The sequence below is a fragment of the Pseudomonas fluorescens genome, from assembly GCF_000730425.1.
GTDB classification, from domain to species: domain Bacteria; phylum Pseudomonadota; class Gammaproteobacteria; order Pseudomonadales; family Pseudomonadaceae; genus Aquipseudomonas; species Aquipseudomonas fluorescens_X.
This window is the reverse complement of the sequence record NZ_CP008896.1, coordinates 876,196-899,718: the sequence shown is the minus strand read 5'-3', so window position 1 is coordinate 899,718 and position 23,523 is coordinate 876,196. Positions and strand designations below refer to the sequence as shown.

Sequence of the window (23,523 nt, the reverse complement as noted above, 5' to 3'; positions counted from 1 at the left end):
CTTGCCAGCGAAAATCTCCAACGATAACGCCGGGCACCTGACTCACCGTCGTGCCCTCAGGTTTTTCGCGAGCAAGCTCGCGCCTACAGTGTTTTGCGCCATGCTGCTCAGCGCCTGCGCCATCGGCCCCGATTATCAGCGCCCGCAAGTCGCTGAGCCGGCGCAGTACAAAGAGGCCCAGGGCTGGCGCCAGGCGGCGCCCAGCGATGCCCTGGCCCGTGGCGCCTGGTGGGAGTTGTATGGCGACCCGCAACTCAACAGCCTGGTGGACAAGCTCAATAACGCCAACCAGACCGTGGCCCAGGCCGAAGCCCGCTACCGCCAGGCCCAGGCCACCGCGCGCAGCTCCCGGGGGGCGTTCTTTCCGACCGTCGACCTGAGCGCGAGCAAAACCCGCGCCAGCCAGGGCACCGGCAGCAGCAATGCGAGCTTGAGCAGCTCCAGCAGCGGTATCCGCGACACCCTCAACACCCAGCTGGGGGTCAGTTGGGAAGCTGATATCTGGGGCAAGTTGCGTCGCGGCCTGGAAGCCAGCAATGCCAGTGAGCAGGCCAGCGCCGCCGACCTGGCCGCCATGCGCTTGAGCCAACAGTCGGAGTTGGTGCAGAACTACCTGCAATTGCGAGTCATGGACGAACAGACGCGCTTGTTGCAAGCCACTGTCGAGACGTACCAGCGTTCGCTGAAAATGACCGAAAACCAGTACCGCGCAGGTGTCTCGGGCAAAGATGCAGTGGCTCAGGCCCAGACCCAGCTCAAAAGCACCCAGGCCAGCCTGATCGATCTGATCTGGCAGCGCGCGCAGCTGGAAAATGCCATTGCAGTGCTGATCGGCGAACCTGCGGCCACCTTCAACCTGGCGGTGAGCAAAGACATTCCCGTCTTGCCGCAGATTCCCGCCGAGCTGCCATCGCAACTGCTGGAGCGCCGCCCGGACATCGCCTCGGCAGAGCGTGCGGTGATCGCGGCCAACGCCAATATCGGCGTGGCGAAAACCGCCTACTATCCTGACCTGACCCTGAGCCTGGCGGGTGGTTATTCCAGCAGTACCTATGCCGACTGGATCAGCTTGCCGAACCGTTTCTGGTCGGTGGGGCCAAGACTGGCCATGACGTTGTTCGATGGTGGCCAGCGCTCGGCGGAAGTTGACCGCGCTGAAGCGTCCTACGACGAAACCGTGGCCAGGTATCGCCAGACCGTCCTCGACGGTTTGCGCGAGGTAGAAAACTACATGGTCCAGCTCAAGGTCCTGGAAGAGGAGGCGGGTGTGAGCAACGAGGCGCTGGAGTCCGCCCGTGAATCCTTGCGCCTGACCGAGAACCAGTACAAGGCGGGCCTGATTGCCTATCTGGATGTGGTGAACGTCCAGGCAACGGCCCTGAGCAACGAACGGACCGTACTGACCCTGCTGCAAACCCGGCTGGTCGCCAGCGTGCAATTGATCGCCGCATTGGGTGGCGGCTGGGACGGCCAGATGCAGCCTGACGAAAACCCCTGACCCCCGCATCGGTAGGCGCCGGCTTGCCGGCGATGAGGCCGGTAGGCAACCATCGCCAGCAAGCGGGTTCCTACAGGAAAATTGTTGCAAAATGCCATTAGTGGCCTAATGACAATATTTCAACTGCCCAAGAATTTTTCTCGCTACAATCCCTAGCCTTTCCCCGGCACGGACGCCGTTCGCATCGTCAGCCACGAGAAGTCTCATGCTTACCGGCAGTTATTCCCCCGCACTGGTCCTGATCTCGCTGTTCGTGGCGATCCTTGCATCCTATACCGCCCTGGATATGACCGGACGCATCGCCACAGCCAAAGGCCGGGCCGCGCAGCTATGGATGATCGGTGGGGCGTTGGCCATGGGCATTGGCGTGTGGTCGATGCATTTTATCGGGATGTTGGCGTTTCGCCTGCCCATCACCCTGGGGTATGACGTTGGCATAACGGCGCTGTCGTTGTTGATCGCCATTCTGTCCAGCGGGTTTGCCCTGTGGCTGGTCAATCAACCGCGCTTGCCCGCCTGGCAACTGGGCTTCGGGGCCCTGGTGATGGGGGCGGGGATCAGTGCCATGCACTACACCGGCATGGCCGCCATGCGCATGATGCCGGGCATCGACTACGACCCCACCTTATTTGGCGCCTCGCTGCTGATCGCGGTCGGTGCCTCCGCCGCTGCGTTGTGGATCGCCTTCAGCCTGCGGCGCAATACGCCGTATGTACGCCTGGCCCGCGGTGGCGCGGCGGTGGTGATGGGCGTGGCTATCGTCGGCATGCATTACACCGGCATGGCGGCGGCACGTTTTGCCGATGGCAGTTTTTGTGGGGCCTCGGTGGATGGCCTGAGCGGCAGCGGGCTGGACAATCTGGTGTTGGTGACCACCCTGGCGGTATTGGCCATTGCCCTGTTGACCTCGTTGCTCGACGCACGGCTGGAAGCCCGCACGGCAGTGCTTGCCGACTCCCTGACCTTGGCGAACCAGGAACTCACCCACCTGGCGCTGCACGACACCCTGACCGGTCTGCCAAACCGCACGTTGCTGGCCGATCGTATCCAGCAGGCCACACAATTGGTCGCCGAACAGGGGGGCTGTTTTGCCCTGATGTTTATCGACCTGGATGGCTTCAAACCGGTCAATGATGCATTTGGCCATCATATGGGCGACCAGTTACTGCGCGAAGTAGGCTTGCGCCTGCGTGAAGACCTGCGCAGCCAGGACACCCTGGCCAGGATCGGCGGCGATGAGTTCGTGTTGCTGGTGCAGTTGGGCCAACCTGATGACGCACTGCGCCTGGCCGAGCGCCAGGTGGGGCTGATCAATAAGTCGTTCCGGGTGGCCGAGCATGACTTGAATATCTCGGCCAGCGTTGGCATTGCCCTGTTCCCCGGTAACGGTGCAACGCCCCAGGAACTGCTGATGAATGCCGATGCGGCGATGTATCACGCCAAGAGCATGGGCAAGAACGGCTATAGCTTTTTCGATGTGTCGATGAACACCAACGCACGCAAGCAACTGCAGTTGTTGCAGGATCTGCGCAATGCGGTAGAGCAACAGCAGTTGCGCCTGTACTACCAGCCCAAGTTCGACGCGATCAGCGGTCGTGCCATCGGTGCCGAGGCGCTGTTGCGTTGGGAGCATCCACAACACGGTCTGTTGCTGCCCGACAAGTTTATCGAGCTGGCAGAAAAGACCGGGGTGATCATTGCCATTGGCGATTGGGTGCTCAACGAAGCGTGCCGGCAAATGCAGGTGTGGTTCTCCCAGGGTTATCGTGACTGGCGCATTGCCGTCAACCTGTCAGCCCTGCAGTTCTGCCATGCCGGACTGGTCACCAGCGTCGCCAACGCCCTGCAACGCCACCAGTTGCCGGCCAACAGCCTGACCCTGGAAATCACCGAAACCACTGCCATGAGCGATGCCGATGCAAGTATGACGGTGCTGCAGAAACTCTCGGAAATGGGCGTTGACCTGTCTATCGACGACTTTGGCACTGGCTATTCCAGCCTGATGTACCTCAAGCGCCTGCCGGCCAACGAGCTGAAAATCGACCGCGGTTTTGTGCGAGACCTGGAGCATGACAGTGACGATGCCGCCATCGTCTCGGCCATTGTCGCCCTTGGCCAGGCCCTCGGCCTGCGCATCGTGGCCGAAGGGGTCGAGACCGATGTGCAGCAGGATTTCCTCACGCGCCTGGGCTGTGACTCGCTGCAAGGCTACCACCTGGGCCTCCCGCTGCCGCCGGATACCTTTATGAGCGCGATCCTGGCCAAGGAACAACGGGCATAACCGCCGCCTGAGATCAATTGACCCCGCTCCATGCAAAACCTGGCAGGCACAGGTATTCTTGGATCCAACTGCTCAGGTTGAATGGGGGTCAATAGGCATGGACAAAGTCGTCATCATCACTGGCGCAAGTCGAGGGATCGGGGCCGCCACGGCCTTGCTGCTGGCCCGGCAGGGCTATCGCATTTGCATCAACTTCCAGTCCGATGAAGAAGCCGCGCTGCGTGTGCTGGAACAGGTACGTGCGCTGGGTGCGCAGGCCATTGCGGTGCGCGCCGATGTGAGTATCGAAGATGAAGTGATCAGCCTGTTCAACCGCGTCGACGCTGAACTGGGCCGTGTGACCGCGCTGGTCAACAATGCCGGGACCGTCGGGCATAAGTCGCGGGTCGATGAGATGTCCGAGTTTCGAATCCTGAAAATCCTCAAGACCAATGTGCTGGGCCCGATCCTGTGTGCCAAGCATGCGCTGCTGCGCATGTCGCCCAAGCATGGCGGGCAGGGTGGGAGCATTGTCAACGTTTCATCGGTGGCCGCACGCCTGGGCTCGCCCGGCGAGTATGTGGACTACGCGGCGTCCAAGGGCGCACTGGATACCTTCACCGTTGGCTTATCCAAGGAAGTGGCGGGTGAGGGGATTCGTGTCAACGCAGTGCGCCCTGGATATATCTTCACCGACTTTCACGCCTTGAGCGGCGACCCTGACCGGGTCAGCAAACTGGAATCGGGGATTCCCATGGCCCGTGGCGGGCGCCCGGATGAAGTGGCGGAGGCAATTGTGTGGCTGCTGTCAGACAAGGCATCGTATTCCACCGGGACCTTCGTCGATCTGGGAGGCGGCCGATAACAGGCGGACGTCAGTGCTGGCGCAGGGCTACTTTCTCGCCAGCACTCAGCGTCAAAAGCTGCGTAACGCCTCGTAGCCATTACGGGCAAACTTGTCCAGTCGATCTGCTTCCGAGTCTTTCTGAATGGCCACGCCACGCTCGGAAAAACCATCTATCTTGCCGTTGCGCTCCTCACTGCCGATGAGCGTGTCCTCATCCAGGTTGTCGATCAAGCGCAGCACCTTGTCCAGGTTGTAGGCCGCGTTGGCCCGGGAATCCGGGGCGGGGTTGTTCTCTGTCCAGTCCCCCACGTCCCGTTTGAGGTCAACGTCGAGTTGCCAGTGGTCATCGCCCCCGAGGTAGTCCCTTAACACCGCGCTCTGTTCGATGATTTTTTGTGCCGAGCGCTGATCGTCTGTCTGGCGCCCCATTGGCCCGGTCATTGCGCGGACCGCTTCGCGCTCCGCAATGCGCATGTAATTGGGTGGGACAGGCAGTGGGGCGGGATAGGACGGTGCAGTAGTGTTCATGACATACCTCTTCGTAGGGAAAAAAGACCGCTCCATTTATTAACCCTATCGGCCGATTTGGTTCCCTATGCCCCTCAAAACGAACGCACGATCCGCCCCAGCGTCTCCATTGCCTTTTCCGCCGCCTCATCCCAGGGGCTACCGTAGTTCAGGCGGATACAGTTACGAAAACGCTGGGTCGGTGAAAAAATCGGCCCCGGCGCGATGCTGATGCCCTGGGCCAGTGCCATCTGGAACAGCTTCAACGAATCGGTCTGTTCCGGCAGCTCCAGCCACAGGAAGTAGCCACCGGCGGGTTGGCTGACCCGGGTTTGTGCCGGAAAGTACCGGGCGATGGCTGCGAGCATCGCACTTTGCTGCTCTTCCAGGGCATAGCGCAATTTTCGCAGGTGGCGGTCATAGCCGCCGTGTTGCAAATAGTCGGCAATCGCCGCCTGGGCCGGCATCGAGGCGCAGAGCGAAGTCATCAGTTTCAGGCGTTCGATCTTTTGTGCATAACGGCCTGCTGCGACCCAGCCGACGCGGTAGCCGGGGGCCAGGCTCTTGGCAAAGGAGCCGCAGTGCATCACCAGGCCTTCGGTGTCGAAAGCTTTCGCCGGCTTGGGCGCCTGTTGGCCGTAATACAGCTCGGCGTACACATCGTCTTCGATCAGCGGCACCTGATGCCCGCGCAACAACTCGACCAACTCCTGCTTCTTGGCCTCGGGCATGGTTGCGCCCATGGGGTTCTGGAAGCTGGTCATGCACCAGCAGGCCTTGATCGGGTAACGCTCCAGCGTCTGGGCCAGCACCTTCAGGTCAATGCCATCGCGCGGATGCACCGGAATTTCCACGGCCTTGAGTTTCAGGCGCTCCAGCACTTGCAGGCAGGCATAAAACGCCGGAGCCTCGATGGCCACCAGATCGCCAGGCTCGGTTACCGCCTGCAGGCACAGGTTCAGCGCTTCGAGGGCACCGTTGGTGATCAGCAACTCTTCCATCGGCAGCATCAGGCCGCCGACCATATAGCGCAGGGCGATTTGCCGGCGCAGTTGCGGGTTGCCCGGCGACATGTCCGTGACCACCATGCGCGGGTCCATCTCGCGGCTGGCACTGGCCAGGGAGCGGGCCAGGCGTTGCAGGGGAAATAGAGTGGGGCTGGGGAAGGCCGAGCCAAAGGGCACGGTCTGCGGGTCCTTGATCGAATCGAGCACCGAAAACACCAGCTCACTGACATCCACCTCGGTGGATTCGTGCACATGGGCGCTGACCGCCGGTTCCGAAAACGGGCTGGGGGCATGGGTATTGACGAAGTACCCCGAGCGCGGCCGGGCCCGGATCAGGCCGCGGCGCTCCAGCAGGTAGTAGGCCTGGAACACTGTGGACGGGCTGACGCCATAGGTCTGGCTGGCATAGCGCACCGATGGCACGCGCTGGCCCGGTCCGAGGACGCCGGAGCGGATCAGTTCAGCGATGTCGTCGGCAAATTTCTCGTAGCGTTTCATCGTGACCCAATGCATTAATGAGTTATTGAACGGTAGGAGCCGGCTTGCCGGCGATGGTGATCCCGAGGGCGCCATCGCCGGCAAGCCGGCTCCTACAGGGAGACTGTGTATCTCAGCGGTTCAGCGGCGCCACAAAACGACTGTCGGCGACACTATAAACACTTGGTTCGTCCATATCTGTCACCTTGAAATGGATGGTTTGCGAACTGCTGGCTGATTTTTCACGGGTCATCGCCACAGAGACCGGCACGTCGGTGATTTCCCCAGGTGCGAGGCTGATCTGAGTCTTGCCTTGCAGCTCAAAACCCTCGCCATCCACCAGTTCCACGCGGTAATCCTGACGCTGCTGGGTCTTGTTGATGATCTTCAGGCTGTAGATGTTCTCGATCAGCCCCTGGCTGTTTTCCCGGAACATGCCCCGGTCCTTGGTCACATCCAGCGAAACCATGGGCCGCTGCATCAATGCCATCACCAGGGCGGCAATCATTATCAGCAGCACCGCACTGTAGCCGATCAGCCGTGGGCGCAGCAGGTGGGTCTTGCCACCTTGCAACTGATGCTCGGAGGTATAGGCGACCAAGCCCCTGGCATAGCCCATTTTGTCCATGATCGAATCGCAGGCATCGATACACGCCGCGCAACCGATGCATTCCATTTGCAGGCCGTCACGGATGTCGATACCGGTCGGGCAGACCTGCACGCACAAGTGGCAGTCGATGCAGTCGCCCAGGCCGACCTCGGCTGGGTCCACATCGCGTTTGCGCGGGCCACGGCTTTCGCCACGGGCGGCATCGTAGGAAATGGTCAGGGTGTCCTTGTCGAACATCACGCTCTGGAACCGCGCATACGGGCACATGTGCATGCACACCGCTTCGCGCAACCAACCCGCATTGATATAGGTGGCACCCGTAAAGAACAGCACCCAGAACAGGCTGACCCCGCCCATCTGCCAGGTCAGCAACTCTTCGGCCAAGGGGCGGATCGGGGTGAAATAGCCGACAAAGGTCAAGCCGGTCAGCACACTGATCGCCAGCCACAGGGTGTGTTTGGCGGCGCGGCGCGCCAGTTTGTTCAGGCTCCAGGGCGCAGCTTGCAGCTTGATCCGCTGGTTGCGTTCGCCTTCAGTGACCTTCTCGCACCACATGAACAGCCAGGTAAACGAGCTTTGCGGGCAGGTGTAGCCACACCAGACGCGGCCGGCGAACACCGTGATCGCAAACAGCCCAAAGGCACAGATGATCAACAATGCCGACAATAGGATGAAGTCCTGAGGCCAGAAGGTTGCCCCAAAAATATGGAACTTGCTTTCAGCCAGGTCCCATAGCACTGCCTGGCGCGAGTCCCAGTTCAGCCACACGGTGCCAAAAAACGCCAGGAACAAAAAGCCTGCACCGCTTATGCGCAAGGTGCGGAACAGGCCGGTGAAACTGCGGGTGTGAATCTGGTTGTCGCTGGATTTGGCCTTCATCTTCTTTGGATGTGCAGGCTCGAAATTTTCTACTAATCGGACGGGGATTCTATCGCTCATGGTCTTTCGCTCATCAGCCTCCATCAGGCGGATGAACTATGCGACGCGATCTGTTTGCATAACAGACTCAGGTAAATCGATAAAAAGCGGATCAGATGGTTTTTACAGGGGGCGCTGCGACAATGTGCAGCACCCTGCAAGCCTTGGGGCCGGCGCCTGGATCAACAGTGCCTACGGCATGCTGATCCAGATCAATCAAATCACCGAATCACCGGTACTGGCCTTGAGGTGCTTGCGTCCGTCAATGGCGCCGGCGACGGTCAGGGCGTCGGCTTCTGCCTCGGTGATGTAGATACGCTGGCCGTCAATCTCGACGGCTGACATGGCTTTGTCACTGTCGGTGATCACCTTCACTTGCAGCACGCTGCGGCTTTGTTCTTCACCGCTGTCGTCGATCTTGAAATAACAGGTCTGGTTTTCGATACGGATGGGCATGGTCTGCTCCTGGTCGAACGCTGCTGTTCATGGGGTGACGCGCGCGATAGCGGCACCCGAAACCGGTGCTACACGATAATCGGTGGCGTCGTCGTGGGCGGTTCTTCCTTGGCTGGCGGTACGCTTTCTGGCGGCTCCTGCTCGGGAATGGGGGCAGGCTCGCTCGGCGGCAGGGTGGGTTTATCGATATTCGGGTCAGGCGTTTCGGCTGGAATCGGGATGTTCATCACGGTGGCCTCGTTTGTGCTTTGCTCAATCGGTGGACAACGGTCATGGCGGTTTGATTCCCGCCCGATGGCGGTACATCCACCTGAACTTTTCCTCGGCCACCGGGCTCGGACCTTATGTGGCCGGCTCAGGGAGAGCCCGTTTGCGGCACTGAAAATCAAGCACAAGCGCGTCCATGGGGCGTGAGGGGAGATGCTCGATGACGGCTCAAAGACTCGCACTACCGCTGTCCCAGGCTCTGTTGCTGCCCAGGATCGCCATTGAAGACACCACACCTGTGATCGACGCCGGGGCCTTTGCGGTCAAGGCCGTGCAAGGCCAGCGTATCCAGGTTACATGCAACGTGTTCGCCGATGGCCATGACCAGTTGGCCGTCTTGATCCGTTGGCGGAGCTTGAGCGAAGACCATTGGTACAGCGTGCCCATGGGCGACCAGGGCAACAATGCCTGGCAGGGCGCGTTCAGTGTGACCGAGCAAGGCCCTCACCAATACTGCATCGAGGCCTGGATCGATCACTTCGCCAGCTTCTGCTACGAACTGGGCAAGAAACACACCGCCGGCGTCCCCGTCAGCCTGGAACTGCAGGAAGGCCGCAATCAGGTCCAGCAGGCGGCCGAACGCAGCGAAGGCGAACTGCAACAGCACTTGCAGCAGCTGCATCAACAATTGTCCGGCCTGCTGGAAACCGAGCAGGTGGCGCTGTTTCTGCACGAAGAGAGTGCACAGCTGATGGCCCAGGCCGATCTACGCCCCTACCTGAGCAGCAGCCCGGCGTATCCGCTGGATGTGGAACGGCCCCGGGCGCTGTTTGCCAGTTGGTACGAGTTGTTCCCGCGCTCGGTCACAGACGATCCGGCGCGCCACGGCACCTTCAATGACGTGCATTCGCGCCTGGCGATGATCCATGACATGGGCTTTGACGTCCTGTACTTCCCGCCGATCCACCCCATCGGCCGCAGCCATCGCAAAGGCAAGAACAACGCCCTGACCGCCGGCCCCGATGACCCTGGCAGCCCTTATGCCATTGGCAGCGAAGAGGGGGGGCACGACGCGATCCACCCGCAACTGGGCACCCGCGAAGATTTCCGACGCCTGGTAGCGGCCGCCGCCGCGCACGGCCTGGAGATTGCCCTGGACTTTGCCATCCAGTGCTCCCAGGACCACCCGTGGCTCAAGCAGCACCCCGGCTGGTTCAACTGGCGGCCGGACGGCACGATCAAATACGCGGAGAATCCGCCGAAAAAATACCAGGATATCGTCAACGTCGACTTCTATGCCGCCGATGCAATCCCCAGCCTGTGGCTGGAGTTGCGCGATATTGTGCTGGGCTGGGTCGAGGAGGGGGTCAAGACCTTCCGCGTCGACAATCCCCACACTAAGCCCCTGCCATTTTGGCAATGGTTGATCAGCGATGTACGGGCCCGCTACCCCGAGGTGATCTTCCTCGCCGAAGCCTTCACCACCCCGGCGATGATGGCGCGCCTGGGCAAGGTTGGTTACTCCCAGAGCTACACCTATTTCACTTGGCGCAACACCAAGGCCGAACTGAGCGAGTACTTCAGCCAACTGAACCAGTCGCCCTGGCGTGAATGCTACCGGCCTAACTTTTTCGTCAATACGCCGGACATCAACCCAGGTTTCCTGCATGACTCCGGCCGCCCGGGCTTTCTGATCCGTGCTGCGCTGGCCACCATGGGCTCGGGCCTGTGGGGCATGTACTCGGGCTTTGAACTGTGTGAAAGCGCGCAGGTAGCGGGCAAGGAAGAGTACCTGGACTCGGAAAAGTACGAGATCCGCCCCCGGGACTTCAGCGCCCCCGGCAACATCATTGCCGAAATCGCCCAGCTCAACCGCATCCGCCGGCAAAACCCGGCCCTGCAGACGCACCTGGGCTTGAGGCTCTACAACGCCTTCAACGACAACATCCTGTACTTCGGCAAGCGCAGCGAGGAGGGCGGCAACTTCATCCTGATCGCCGTCAGCCTCGACCCATTCAACGCCCAGGAAGCCCATTTCGAGTTGCCGCTGTGGGAGATGGGCCTGCCCGACGATGCCCAGGTCCAGGGCGAAGACCTGATGAACGGCCATCGCTGGACCTGGTATGGCAAGACCCAATGGATGCGCATCGAGCCTCACATGCCCTTTGGCATCTGGCGGATCACTCAGTCTTGATGCTGGCGGCGATCAAATGTGGGAGCGGGCTTACTCGCGAAGGCTGTGTGTCAGCCAAGTATCAACCCACTGACCCACCGCTTTCGCGAGTAAGCCCGCTCCCACATAGATCGAGCCCAGTGTCTGAGTTTTTTTGAATTTTCCAGGAGTTTCCAATGGCGAAGAAACCCAAGGCTGCCACCTTTATCAAAGACCCGCTGTGGTACAAGGACGCGGTGATTTATCAGGTTCACGTCAAATCCTATTTCGACTCCAACAACGACGGCATCGGTGACTTTCCCGGGCTGATCGCCAAACTCGACTACATCGCCGACCTGGGCGTGAACACCATCTGGCTGCTGCCGTTCTACCCCTCGCCACGCCGTGACGACGGTTATGACATCGCCGAATACCGGGGAGTACACAGCGACTACGGGACCATGGCCGACGCCCGGCGCTTTATTGCCGAGGCCCACAAGCGCGGGCTACGGGTGATCACGGAGCTGGTGATCAACCACACCTCCGACCAGCATCCGTGGTTCCAGCGTGCACGCAAGGCCAAACCCGGTTCCAATGCCCGGGACTTCTACGTGTGGTCCGACGACGAGCAGAAATACGACGGCACCCGCATCATTTTCCTCGACACCGAAAAGTCCAACTGGACCTGGGATCCGGTCGCCGGCCAGTACTTCTGGCACCGTTTCTATTCCCATCAGCCGGATCTCAACTTCGACAACCCGCAAGTCATGAAAGCCGTGCTGTCGGTGATGCGCTACTGGCTGGACATGGGCATCGACGGCCTGCGCCTGGACGCGATTCCCTACCTGATCGAGCGCGACGGAACCAACAACGAAAACCTCCCCGAAACCCACGATGTGCTCAAGCAGATCCGCGCCGAGATCGACGCCAACTACCCCGACCGCATGCTGCTGGCCGAAGCCAACCAGTGGCCGGAAGACACCCAACTGTACTTTGGCGACCAGAAGGGTGACGACGGCGACGAATGCCATATGGCCTTCCACTTTCCGCTGATGCCGCGCATGTACATGGCCCTGGCCCAGGAGGACCGCTTCCCGATCACCGATATCCTGCGCCAGACCCCGGAAATCCCGGCCAACTGTCAATGGGCGATTTTCCTGCGCAACCACGATGAGCTGACCCTGGAAATGGTCACCGACAAGGAGCGCGACTATCTGTGGAACTACTACGCCGCCGACCGCCGCGCGCGCATCAACCTGGGGATTCGCCGGCGCCTGGCGCCCTTGATGGAACGTGACCGGCGCCGCATCGAGTTGCTCAACAGCCTGTTACTGTCCATGCCCGGCACACCGACCCTGTATTACGGTGATGAAATCGGCATGGGCGACAACATCTACCTGGGCGACCGCGACGGTGTGCGCACGCCGATGCAATGGTCCATCGACCGCAACGGCGGGTTTTCCCGCGCCGACCCGGCCAGCCTGGTGCTGCCGCCGATCATGGACCCGCTCTACGGCTACCAGTCGGTCAACGTCGAAACCCAGGCCCAGGACCCCCATTCGCTGCTGAACTGGACCCGGCGCATGCTGGCGATCCGCAAGCAGTCCAAGGCCTTCGGCCGTGGCAGCCTGAAAATGCTCTCGCCCAGCAATCGCCGGATCCTGGCCTACACCCGCGAATACACGGGCGCCGATGGCAAGCACGAAACCATCCTGTGCGTGGCCAATGTGTCGCGCACGGCCCAGGCGGCGGAGCTGGACCTCTCGGCCTTTGCCGGCATGGTTGCGGTAGAAATGCTCGGCGGCAACGCATTCCCGCCCATTGGCCAGCTGAATTTCCTGCTGACCCTGGCCCCCTACGGCTTTTACTGGTTCGTGCTCGCCGCAGAAAACCAGATGCCCAGCTGGCATGTGGAACCGGCCCAGAGCCTGCCGGATTTCACCACCCTGGTCCTGAAAAAACGCCTCGAAGAATTACTCGAAGCGCCGTGCCGCACCACCCTGGAGCAAACCTCACTGCCCAGCTGGCTACCCAACCGGCGCTGGTTTGCCAACAAGGACTTGGCCATTGACAGCGTTCACATTGCCTACGGCGTGCGCTTTGGCGATGCCCAGCATCCGGTGTTGCTCAGTGAGATTGAAGTGACCAGCAGCGGGCAGACCAGCCGTTACCAACTGCCCTTCGGCTTGCTGGGCGAAGACCAGCTCACCAGTGCCTTGCCGCAACAACTGGCCCTGGCGCGAGTGCGCCGGGTGCGCCAGGTGGGCTTGATCACCGATGCCTTCAGCCTCGACAGCTACATCCGTGCAGTTATCCACGGTCTGCGAGCGCGGACGGTGCTCAATAGCAGCGAGGGCGAGATTCGTTTCGAACCCACCCCGCAATTGGCCGATTTACCCGTGGGTGACGAACTGCAAGTGCGCTACCTGGCGGCTGAACAGTCCAATAGCTCAGTGGTGGTCGGTGAAAGCCTGGTGTTGAAGTTGATCCGCAAGGTCAGCGCCGGGATTCACCCGGAACTGGAAATGGGCGCCTACCTGACCACGGCGGGCTATGGGCATATTTCGCCCTTGCTCGGTTCGGTGATCCGCCACGATGCCCAAGGCCAGGACAACCTGCTGATGATCGCCCAGGGCTATCTGAGTAACCAGGGCGATGCCTGGGCCTGGACCCAGAACAACCTGGAGCGGGCCATTCGCGATGAGTTGGCCGAGGCGATTTCCGAGCAGGAGCAGCACTACAACGCCCTCGGTGAACTGGCAGATTTCGCCGGGTTGCTCGGGCAACGACTGGGGGAGATGCACAACGTCCTGGCCGCGCCGACGACCAATCCACACTTCAAGCCTGAAGTCACCTCCATCCAGGACAGCCAAGGCTGGGCCAGGCAGGTGGGCGCGCAGATCGAGCATGCCTTGCAGCTACTTAAACAGCATCAAAGCCAATTGAACCCCGCCGACCAGGGGTTGGTCACTCAACTGCTGGCGCAGAAAAAGACCATCGCCAGCCGTGTGCAGGCGTTGGCCAAGGCCACGGTGGGCGGCCTGCGCATCCGGGTCCATGGCGACTTGCACCTGGGCCAGGTACTGGTGGTCAAGGGCGATGCCTACCTGATCGACTTTGAAGGCGAGCCCGCGCGGCCGTTGGAAGAACGGCGGGGCAAGCACAGCCCCTATAAAGATGTCAGCGGCGTGCTGCGTTCGTTCGACTATGCCGCCGCCATGGCCCTGAATGTGCAAGGGCAAGGCCTGGATCACTCGGCCGACGCCGACGCTGCGCGCCAGCGTGTGACAGATCGCTACCTGGCTGAAGCGCGGCAGGCATTTATCCAGGCGTATCAACAGGCTACGTCTACACTGGCGCATGACTGGCAGGATGCCAAAGGGGCGGATGCGGCACTGGCGTTGTTCAGCCTGGAGAAGGCGGCGTATGAAGTGGCCTACGAGGCGCAGAACCGCCCGGCCTGGCTGGCAGTGCCATTGCGCGGGCTGCACGGTCTGTTGTAGGAGCCGGCTTGCCGGCGAAGAGCCAGAGAACGACACGGGGCGCCCGTTGCCCCGGGTTATCGTTGACGATTTTCGCTGGCAAGCCAGCTCCTACAGGGGCCTGGGCCAGCTATTTTAAAATGGGCAAGCGGTGGGAGACATCATGAGCTTTACACACAAAGAACCGCTGCAATCGAAGTTCGCTGTCATGCCTGCACCCAAGGCTATCGAAGCCCTGGTGCGTGCCGAACATCCGGATCCTTTTGCGATCCTCGGCCCCCATGAAGACGAGGCGGGCGGGCAAGTGATTCGCGCGTTTCTACCAGAAGCCTTGAGCGTGCAGGTGCTGGCCCGTAACAGCGGCGATGTGCTCGGCAGCCTCGACGCCACCCCAGTCCCAGGCTTGTTTATCGGGCATTTCTCTACACGCCAGGGCTATGTGCTGAAGATCCAGTGGGCCGGCGGCGAGCAGATCACCGAAGACCCCTATAGCTTCGGCCAATTGCTCGGGGAGATGGACCTGTATCTGTTTGCCGAAGGCAATCACCGCGACTTGAGTCACTGTCTTGGCGCCCAGGTCATGAGCGTGGATGGCGTCCAGGGCGTGCGCTTTGCCGTATGGGCGCCGAATGCCCGGCGGGTCTCGGTGGTGGGCGACTTCAATATCTGGGACGGGCGCCGTCACCCAATGCGCCTGCGTCATCCGGCCGGGGTCTGGGAGATCTTTATCCCGCGCCTGCAACCGGGGGCTGCCTACAAGTACGAGATTCTTGGCGCTTACGGCATCCTGCCGCTCAAGGCCGACCCCATGGCCCTGGCCACGCAACTGCCGCCCGACACCGCATCGAAAGTCGCCGCCCCCTTGCAAGTGGAATGGTCGGATGCGGCCTGGATGCAAGCCCGTGGCGAACACCAGGCCGCCAGTGCGCCGCTGTCGATCTATGAATTGCATGTCGGCTCATGGCAATGCGAACTGGACGAACTGGGCGAAGTGTCGCGCCAATACGGCTGGCACGAGTTGGGCGAGCGGCTGATTCCCTATGTGCAGCAACTGGGGTTCACCCATATCGAGTTGATGCCGATCATGGAGCACCCCTTCGGCGGTTCCTGGGGCTACCAGCCACTGTCGCAATTCGCGCCCAGCGCACGTTTCGGTTCCCCCGATGAGTTTGGCGCGTTCGTCAATGCCTGCCATCAGGCGGGTATCGGTGTCATTCTCGATTGGGTACCGGCGCACTTTCCTACCGATACCCACGGCCTGGCCCAGTTCGACGGCACAGCACTGTACGAATACGGCAACCCACTGGAGGGTTTTCACCAGGACTGGGACACCCTGATCTACAACCTGGGGCGCACCGAAGTCCACGGATTCATGCTGGCGTCGGCATTGCACTGGCTCAAGCATTTCCATGTCGATGGCCTGCGGGTGGATGCGGTGGCGTCGATGCTGTACCGCGATTATTCACGCAAGGCCGGTGAGTGGGTGCCCAATCGCCATGGCGGGCGCGAGAACCTCGAAGCCATCGATTTTTTGCGCCATCTTAATGAGGTGGTCGCTCTGGAAGCCCCCGGTGCCCTGGTCATCGCCGAGGAGTCCACCGCCTGGCCGGGAGTCAGCCAGCCGACTCAGCAAGGCGGCCTGGGTTTCAACTACAAATGGAACATGGGCTGGATGCACGATTCGCTGCATTACATCCAGCAAGACCCGGTCTACCGCGCCCATCACCACAACGCGTTGAGTTTCGGCCTGGTGTATGCCTGGTCCGAGCGTTTTGTGCTACCGATCTCCCATGATGAAGTGGTGCATGGCAAACACTCACTGATCGACAAAATGCCCGGCGACCGCTGGCAGAAGTTTGCCAACCTGCGGGCCTACCTGAGCTTTATGTGGATGCATCCGGGCAAGAAGCTGCTGTTTATGGGCTGTGAGTTCGGCCAGTGGCGCGAATGGAATCACGACCAGCAACTGGATTGGTACCTGCTGCAATACCCGGAGCATCGGGGGGTGCAGAAGCTGGTGGGCGACCTTAACCGCCTGTACCGCGAAGAGCCCGCGCTGCATGAGCAAGACGCCGCGCCCCAAGGCTTCCAGTGGCTGATTGGCGACGATGCGATCAACAGCGTCTATGCCTGGCTGCGCTGGAGCAAGGACGGGAAGGCCGTGCTGGTGGTGGCCAACTTCACCCCCGTGCCCCGTGAAGCGTACACGGTGGGCGTGCCCTTTGCCGGCCGCTGGAAAGAGGTGATCAATAGCGACGCCGACACCTATTCCGGCTCCAACTACGGCAATGGCGGCGAGGCTTTTACCCAGGACGAGCCGCAACATGGACAGCCACTGTCGCTGACGTTGAATCTGCCGCCATTGGGCGTGCTGATTTTGCGTCAGGAGTAAGAAGCCCCTGTGGCGAACGGATGCACCGGTTCGCATAGACAAACGCTGTTGCCGGCCCCCCAGGCCAGCCGCGCAGCAAAGGCGTTGTCGGGCCGGATTGGGACGACGCCTGGGTGGTTGACCCGTGGGCCGGCATCACATGCAAGGCTGCGGATTACCCGGCCCGATTCAAGGTGCGGATGCAGGAGTGGAGCCAGCCATCGCGCTCGGTGTGGAGCGACCCCATGGAGCCACGCTGGATCAGCGCTACCGTCGACGGTGAGGCACCGGTGTTTCAATAGGTCGCCGTCGCGCGTCAGAACTCCATCCTGACGCCGACAGTGCCCGAGCGCCCGTTCAGCGCGTTGCTGTCCAGGTTGCGCCCATAACCCAACTCGCCATACAGACTGATGCTGTCGGACACCTGCACCATTGCACCGGCACTCACGTCCAGGGTGGTGGATTTCTGCTCGGTATCGATAGCCGTGACGTCATTGAAACGCACACGATCGGTCCCCGATGAGGCGTGCCAGACATTGGCGCGCAGATAGGGCTGGAGCGGCATCGCGGCCAGCGTATAGCTGCCACGCAGCCTGGCCCCGAGCCGGGTGGTGATCGCGGTATCGGCGGAAAACGCCACCTTGGAGACCCCGTCATGCTGGCTATCGAGCCGGGTTTTATTGACGATCAGTTGCAATTGCGGTTCCAGCACCCAGTTTTGCGTGATGGGTAGCGGCATGCCCACTTCGACCGAGCCCAGCACGTCATGGCCCTTGGCCTTGAGCTTGAGCCCTCGGTCAGACTCACTGTTGCCGTTGAGGCGTGTGCCCATCAGCACCCCATCGACGTACCAGCCGTTGGGGTCGATCAAGGTCCAGTACAGGCCCAGGCTATCGCCGCGCAAGGTGGTGTTGCCGGCATCCAGGTGCTGCCAGCCGCGGTTGAAACCATCCACGTTACCGCGCAGGCGGCTATGGCCGACGAAGAATCCAAGCCGTTGTACCTGGCCATTCCCGGTGCTCCAGGCCTGGATATCGCTGCCCACCTGGAAGCCGCTGAGCGAACTGTCCAACCGAGGGCTGACCGTACCGGCGTAGGCCTGGCGGCGGCTGTTGCCATAGACCCGGCCCCAGCCCGCGGGAAGTGAACCGGTGGCGGTCTGGCGGGTTTGATCGCCCATGCGCTCGTGGTACGTCCCGAGCATGCCCCGCACGGTCTGCTGGGCTGCCGGGAACAGGGTCGAATACACCGGGACTTCGGGGCGATAGATCGGGATAGGAGCCTCACCGGGTATCGGCTTGGGCAATTCAATGGGTGCGCCTTCGCCCGGCACCGGCTCCGGCAAGGGGGAGACCGGCCCCTCCGGATCGGGCAACGGCGGGGCCACGACAGTGGAGCGCAGGTACCATTGTTGCTCTGAGCCTGGGCTCACACCGCCCTTGAACAGGAAGTACTCAAACGCCCCGGCAGACACTGAGCCACCCGCCAGGGTGAAAGCGCGGTCGCTCCCCGTCGCCCCGTTGAGTGCCTGCACCACCTGGATGCCATTGCTCAGGGTCGCGCCCCCCGAGCCGCCCAGGTTGCTGACCGTGAGGGTGGTGCTGCCTTGCAGCGTGCCCTGGCTTACCACCAGTTTGTCACTGGCCGAGTCATCGCCGGCCAGTACGCTTTGCAGCGCCAGTTGCCCGTTGTTGCCGTTGTAGTTGCCATGGACCGTCAGGCTGTCAGTGGCGCCGGTACTGGCGCTGGTCATGTCGATCAGGCCGCTGTTGTTCAAGGTTGCCAGTTGGCCTGGAGCGAAGGGCGTGATGGCTCCCTGGCTGACCAGCAGCACACTGCTGCCATCGATATTCAAGGTGCCTGTACCGGTGTCGGAACCACCGAGTTTCCAGTCTCCCGCCAAGGCAAAGCGCGAGCGGTTGTCGAGGTTGACTGTTTCCCAATTGGCATAGCGCTGCGCGTTGCCTGCCTGGGTGTTGTCAAAGGTCAGGGTGTCTGTGCCCGGGCCGCCATCGATCAGGGGCGTGGGGGCGAGAGTGGCTTGCGTCAGGTTCTGTAGCAGCGCGGTGTCATTATCCGGACCCATATTGACCGTTGAATTGAGGGTGCCTGCACCGATCCAATTGAATTGGTCATTGCCCAAACTCATAAGCACCTGACCGTTGACCGTGCCCCCGGTCAGCGTAAACAGATCGTCGCCCCCGCTGACACTCACGTTACCGCCGATATAGCCCCCGGAAATGCTGATGGTGTCCAGGCCAAAGCCGGTCACCAGGTTGCCGTTGATCCGCCCGCCGAGCAAAGTGTAGAAGTTGTTGTCGAGCTTCATATCGACCCGGCCGATGGTGCCCGCCGACTGGGTGGCCACATCGCCGTCTTCGAAGGCGCCAACGATCTCGCCACCACTCATATTGAACGTATCCCGGCCATCACCCTGGGCCAGGCTGGCTACGCGGCCGCCGCTTTGCGCGTAGGCGTCAATGCCATCGCCCTGGTTGAGCGCGCCGACGGTACCGCCACTGACTTGTGCGATATCGGCGCCATCGCCCTGGGTCACCGGGCCAACCACCGCATCGAGTTCCACGCGGAAAATATTCGCCCCGTTGCCCATGTCCAGGGCGCTCATGCTGCCCGAATGGGCTTGCACAAGGTCGTGGCCGTCGCCAAAAGTCACGGCGCTGGTGATTGAGCCGTTGCCACCGGCGGGCAGGTTGAGGGTGTTGTTGCCGCTGAGATCGGTAAAACCGGGTGTGCTGCCACTGTCACAGGTGGTGGTGTCGTCACCGGCCGTGATCACCGGCGTACAGGCGGCGTAGGCCGGTAGTGAGAGCGCGCTCACCAGTATCGTGCTGGCCATCCAGGTGCCCAGCTCCGGCAGCAAATATCGCCGTGTGCTCATGATCCATCCTCGCTCGATGGCAAATGACGTCCCGCCGCCTGCAAGGGCAGGCACGGTCCGGACCATGGCAACGTGAAGCGCGATAACGATAAGGGACAGCCGGTTTCCTGTTTCGTAAAACATCGCCAATGCAAGGGGTTGGCATGGCTTTCTCGACTGCACCTGAACGCGTGCAGTGCTTGTTCCACGTTAGCAACAGCCGATGAGGGCTGTCACTGTCAGAAATGACAGGTATAGACCAGTTACAGGAACACAATTTCGTACGGTTCGCGCATCCGCTCCAGCAGCACCGGTGGCAGCATCGGCGCCAGGCCGATCAGCGGATCGCCCAGCAATTGGCTGGCATAGGCGTGGGCCGCGTGGCGTTTGCGGGCCACGCTCCAGGTGTCCAGACGCACCTTGCGCGCGCACTGCCAGGGCATGCGGGCAGCGTCGCGAGCCGGCCGGTGCCAGGCCCAGATCGGCAACTCCAGCAGGCGTGCCCCGGTCAGGGCACAGGCGACGGCAGTGGCGCGGCCGACGGCATCGTGGTCGTCATTGCCATCATTGCGCCAGGTGGTGAACACCACATCGCCGGGCTGCAGGTAGCGCGCGATAAATTGGCTCAAGAGCTGCTCACGGCCTGCCAGGGCGTTGTCGCAAAAGCCGCCGCGGATCCACTTCAGGCTGTGCAAGGGCAAGCCGAGGCGGCGCAAGGCCTCGACGCTTTCCTGGGGGCGGAACACGCTCAAGCGCTGTGCCGACCACTGGTTGGACCCCGGATGACTGGCGCTACCGTCGGTGATCGAGATCAACTTCAAGGGGTAATCGAGGGTACTGAGCAGTTGCAGCAAACCGCCACAGGCCAGCACTTCATCACCCGGATGAGGGGCGACCACCACCACTCGCGAGCCGCAAGGTACCAGTAGGGAAGGGCTGATGGTGGGGATCTGCGCCAATTGCGGCGCGCTGTTCCAGATTTGCGCCGGCGTGCGGCGACCGTCGTTCAAAGTGGCGGGTTTGATCAATGTCACATCCTTGTCCTGGTAATACAGGTCATCGCCCGTGGACGGGTCGACCTTCCTTTTTGTCGTGCAGGCTCCAAGGCCTGCGCGGCACGCTGGCGTTCCTAATCCTGGAGCGCCGTGCTTGAGTATTGTTCATCACCCGGATTTCGCCGGGCAAAGTTGCAATTTTTTCAAGAGGGCTGCATCCAGTCGTTCAAATAGTCGCCCAAGCCGTCTGCTGTGTGACAGCCCAGGCAATGTGTAGGTCAGTTGCCCAAACGCGGGCAATGCTCTTTCACAGCTCTTGCTCCTGTTGCAGTTCGAACAGCAATAGCGAGCGCCCGGTCACCGCATATTCGTGCTCAAAGTCGAAACGTTCCTGGCCGCGCACGGCCGGCTGGTTGGTGTCGACCATGCAGGTCCAGAAGCCGCCATCCGGCACCTGGGGCAAGCGGAAATTGACCAGGTCGTGGTGCGCATTCACCACCAGCAACAGGGTCGCGTCGGATCCGGGCCGGCGAATCCCGGTTTCCTGGGCGCGGCCATCCATCAGCATGCCCAGGCAACGGCCCTGGCTGTCCTCCCATTGTTCGATGGTCATTTCGTTGCCACCGGGGGCCAGCCAGGTCACGTCCTTGACCCCGATGTCTTCGTTATAGTCACCCACCAGGAAGCGCCCACGCCGCAGGATAGGGTAGGCCAGGCGCAACTTGATCAGGCGTTTGACGAACTTGAGCAGGGACTTGCCATCTTCATCCAGCTCCCAGTTGATCCAGCCGATTTCGCTGTCCTGGCAATAGGCGTTGTTGTTGCCGTGCTGGGTGCGGGCGAACTCATCCCCGGCCACCAGCATCGGCGTGCCCTGGGCCAGCAACAGGGTGGCGAAAAAGTTGCGCATCTGGCGCAGGCGCAGCGCGTTGATTTCCGGGTCGTCGGTCGGCCCCTCGACGCCGTGGTTCCACGACAGGTTGTTGTTGCTGCCGTCCTGGTTGTTCTCGTCGTTGGCCTCGTTGTGCTTGTCGTTGTAGGACACCAGGTCGTGGAGGGTGAAACCATCGTGGGCGGTGATGAAATTCACCGAGCTGTAGGGGCGGCGCCCGCGGTGGTTGAACATCTCGCCGGAGGCGGTCATGCGCCCGGCAAAGTCGGCCAGTTGGCCGTCATCGCCTTTCCAGAATGCCCGCACGGTGTCGCGGAAACGGTCATTCCATTCCACCCAGCCCGGCGGGAAGTTGCCCACCTGATAACCGCCGGGGCCCACATCCCAGGGTTCGGCGATCATTTTCACCTGGCGCAGCACCGGGTCCTGGCGGCAGGCGACGAGAAAGCTGTGACGCTCGTCGAAACCGTCGTGATAACGCCCCAGAATGGTTGCCAGGTCAAAGCGGAAACCATCCACATGCATCTCGGTGGCCCAGTAGCGCAGGGAGTCGGTGACCATTTGCAGCACGCAGGGGTGGCTCAGGTCCAGGGTGTTGCCGGTGCCGGAATCGTTGATGTAGAAGCGCTTGTCGTCGGGCATCAGGCGGTAGTACGAGGCATTGTCGATGCCGCGCATGGACAGGGTCGGGCCTTGTTCGTTGCCCTCGGCGGTGTGGTTGTAGACCACATCGAGGATCACCTCCAGCTTGGCTTCGTGCAGGTGCGCGACCATTTCCTTGAACTCGGCGATCTTGCCGCTGGCCAGGTAACGCGGGTCGGGGGCAAAAAAGGCGATGCTGTTGTAGCCCCAGTAGTTGGTCATGCCTTTTTGCAGCAGGTGCTGGTCATTGACGAACGCGTGGACCGGCAGCAACTCCACCGATGACACGCCCAGTTGGCGGATGTGCTTGAGCACATCGTCGACCATCAACCCGGCACAGGTGCCGCGCACCGCCTCGGGTACACCAGGATGGCGCATGCTGATGCCACGCAGATGGGTTTCGTAGATGATGGTGCGGTCCCACGGTGTGCGCACTGGCTGGTCGTTGCCCCAGGTATGGGCCGGGTCGATGACTTTGCATTTGGGCACGAAGGGCGCGCTGTCGCGTTCATCGAAACTCAGGTCGGCGTCCGGGTGGCCGATGGTGTAGCCAAACAACGCTTCGGACCATTTGAGTTCGCCCACCAACTGCTTGGCATAGGGGTCGATCAGCAATTTATGGTGGTTGAAGCGATGGCCATTGGCAGGATCGTAGGCGCCGTATACGCGGTAGCCATAGATCAGCCCGGGGTGGGCGTCGGGTAAGTAGCCGTGGAAGGTCTCGTCGGTGTATTCCGGCAGTTCGATACGCTCCAGCTCGACTTCGCCGGTATCGTCGAACAGGCACAGCTCGACCTTGGTGGCGTTGGCCGAAAACAGCGCGAAATTGACCCCCAGACCGTCCCAGGTCGCACCGAGGGGGAAGGGCAGGCCTTCACGAATCCGCGACGGCTCGGTATCGGGTGTCTTGTTCATGGCGTTGCTCCTGCAAGGTTTTTTTCAGGCCGAACCGGGCCGTTCTGACATCAGGTCAGATCAACATTGATGTTTTTGTAGGAGCCGGCCTGCCGGCGATAGTGTCTGGGCACCAGATCTGAATGGCGCCTGATAGGGCCCCATCGCCGGCAAGCCAGCTCCTACAGGGGTCAGCCGGCGGGCTTGCGTGGGGCTCGGGGCTTTTTGGGGACGGCGGTTTTTTCCGCAGGCGGTTTTGCCTTGGCCTTGGTGCCGGCCTTGGGTTTGCTGGGGGCCAGGGCCTCGGCTTCGGCCAGCTTGCGGGCCATTTCCCAATGGCGGGCTTCCTGGCCTTCGGGCTTACCTTCAGACTCCCAGATCTGATACGCGAACTCTCGAATGCGCTTGTCTTCGGTGCTCATCGCAATGC

General features: G+C 61.5%; 16 protein-coding genes. 7 read left to right on the top strand and 9 right to left on the bottom strand.

All coding sequences use genetic code 11. The features are described from left to right. Nucleotides 1–100 precede the first annotated feature (100 nt). The 3 genes from HZ99_RS03715 (at nt 101) to HZ99_RS03705 (ending at nt 4,623) form a co-directional block, all read left to right on the top strand. Complete coding sequence (locus tag HZ99_RS03715; RefSeq protein ID WP_235205591.1) at nt 101–1,498, top strand: efflux transporter outer membrane subunit; 1,398 nt, start codon at nt 101–103, stop codon at nt 1,496–1,498. Between the two features lie 205 nt (nt 1,499–1,703). Beyond that, nucleotides 1,704–3,779, top strand: coding sequence for a putative bifunctional diguanylate cyclase/phosphodiesterase (locus HZ99_RS03710; RefSeq protein ID WP_038441418.1), 2,076 nt, complete (start codon nt 1,704–1,706; stop codon nt 3,777–3,779). Nucleotides 3,780–3,876: 97 nt separating this feature from the next. Next, nucleotides 3,877–4,623, top strand: a complete 747-nt coding sequence (locus HZ99_RS03705) for an SDR family oxidoreductase (protein ID WP_038441416.1) — start codon at nt 3,877–3,879, stop codon at nt 4,621–4,623. A 51-nt stretch (nt 4,624–4,674) separates the two neighbouring features. Here the strand turns inward: HZ99_RS03705 and HZ99_RS03700 are convergent, their stop codons facing one another. From HZ99_RS03700 to HZ99_RS28965, 5 genes are all read right to left on the bottom strand, one after another. After that, entirely contained in the window at nt 4,675–5,133 is a 459-nt protein-coding gene (locus HZ99_RS03700) for a hypothetical protein (protein ID WP_038441414.1), read from the bottom strand. A gap of 74 nt (nt 5,134–5,207) precedes the next feature. Beyond that, nucleotides 5,208–6,617 (bottom strand): GntR family transcriptional regulator MpaR, encoded by a 1,410-nt coding sequence (gene mapR, locus HZ99_RS03695; RefSeq protein ID WP_038441412.1) that lies wholly within the window; start codon nt 6,615–6,617, stop codon nt 5,208–5,210. Nucleotides 6,618–6,729: 112 nt separating this feature from the next. Further along, entirely contained in the window at nt 6,730–8,145 is a 1,416-nt protein-coding gene (gene ccoG, locus HZ99_RS03690; protein WP_038441410.1) for a cytochrome c oxidase accessory protein CcoG, read from the bottom strand. A 195-nt stretch (nt 8,146–8,340) separates the two neighbouring features. Continuing rightward, nucleotides 8,341–8,580: a DUF3203 family protein gene (locus HZ99_RS03685; protein ID WP_038441407.1), complete on the bottom strand. Its 240-nt coding sequence runs from the start codon at nt 8,578–8,580 to the stop codon at nt 8,341–8,343. 68 nt (nt 8,581–8,648) lie between these two features. After that, nucleotides 8,649–8,807 (bottom strand): hypothetical protein, encoded by a 159-nt coding sequence (locus tag HZ99_RS28965; RefSeq protein ID WP_181883211.1) that lies wholly within the window; start codon nt 8,805–8,807, stop codon nt 8,649–8,651. Between the two features lie 200 nt (nt 8,808–9,007). Here HZ99_RS28965 and HZ99_RS03680 point away from each other — a divergent pair, with 200 nt between their 5' ends. The 4 genes from HZ99_RS03680 (at nt 9,008) to HZ99_RS28880 (ending at nt 17,094) form a co-directional block, all read left to right on the top strand. Further along, on the top strand, nt 9,008–10,981 hold the full coding sequence (locus HZ99_RS03680; RefSeq protein ID WP_038441406.1) for an alpha-1,4-glucan--maltose-1-phosphate maltosyltransferase: 1,974 nt from the start codon (nt 9,008–9,010) through the stop codon (nt 10,979–10,981). 155 nt (nt 10,982–11,136) lie between these two features. After that, a complete protein-coding gene (treS, locus tag HZ99_RS03675; RefSeq protein WP_038441404.1) occupies nt 11,137–14,442 on the top strand; it encodes a maltose alpha-D-glucosyltransferase in 3,306 nt (1,101 codons plus the stop codon). A 142-nt stretch (nt 14,443–14,584) separates the two neighbouring features. After that, nucleotides 14,585–16,813, top strand: coding sequence for a 1,4-alpha-glucan branching protein GlgB (gene glgB, locus HZ99_RS03670; protein WP_038441402.1), 2,229 nt, complete (start codon nt 14,585–14,587; stop codon nt 16,811–16,813). A 113-nt stretch (nt 16,814–16,926) separates the two neighbouring features. Beyond that, complete coding sequence (locus HZ99_RS28880) at nt 16,927–17,094, top strand: hypothetical protein (protein ID WP_158484045.1); 168 nt, start codon at nt 16,927–16,929, stop codon at nt 17,092–17,094. A gap of 14 nt (nt 17,095–17,108) precedes the next feature. Here HZ99_RS28880 and HZ99_RS03665 read toward each other — a convergent pair whose 3' ends face one another. From HZ99_RS03665 to HZ99_RS03650, 4 genes are all read right to left on the bottom strand, one after another. Beyond that, complete coding sequence (locus HZ99_RS03665) at nt 17,109–19,691, bottom strand: autotransporter outer membrane beta-barrel domain-containing protein (RefSeq protein ID WP_038441399.1); 2,583 nt, start codon at nt 19,689–19,691, stop codon at nt 17,109–17,111. 242 nt (nt 19,692–19,933) lie between these two features. Then, nucleotides 19,934–20,695, bottom strand: a complete 762-nt coding sequence (locus tag HZ99_RS03660) for a PIG-L deacetylase family protein (RefSeq protein ID WP_038447842.1) — start codon at nt 20,693–20,695, stop codon at nt 19,934–19,936. A gap of 277 nt (nt 20,696–20,972) precedes the next feature. Next, on the bottom strand, nt 20,973–23,114 hold the full coding sequence (gene glgX / locus HZ99_RS03655) for a glycogen debranching protein GlgX (RefSeq protein WP_038441396.1): 2,142 nt from the start codon (nt 23,112–23,114) through the stop codon (nt 20,973–20,975). Nucleotides 23,115–23,284: 170 nt separating this feature from the next. Next, complete coding sequence (locus tag HZ99_RS03650) at nt 23,285–23,515, bottom strand: DUF2934 domain-containing protein (RefSeq protein ID WP_038441395.1); 231 nt, start codon at nt 23,513–23,515, stop codon at nt 23,285–23,287. Nucleotides 23,516–23,523: the final 8 nt, after the last annotated feature.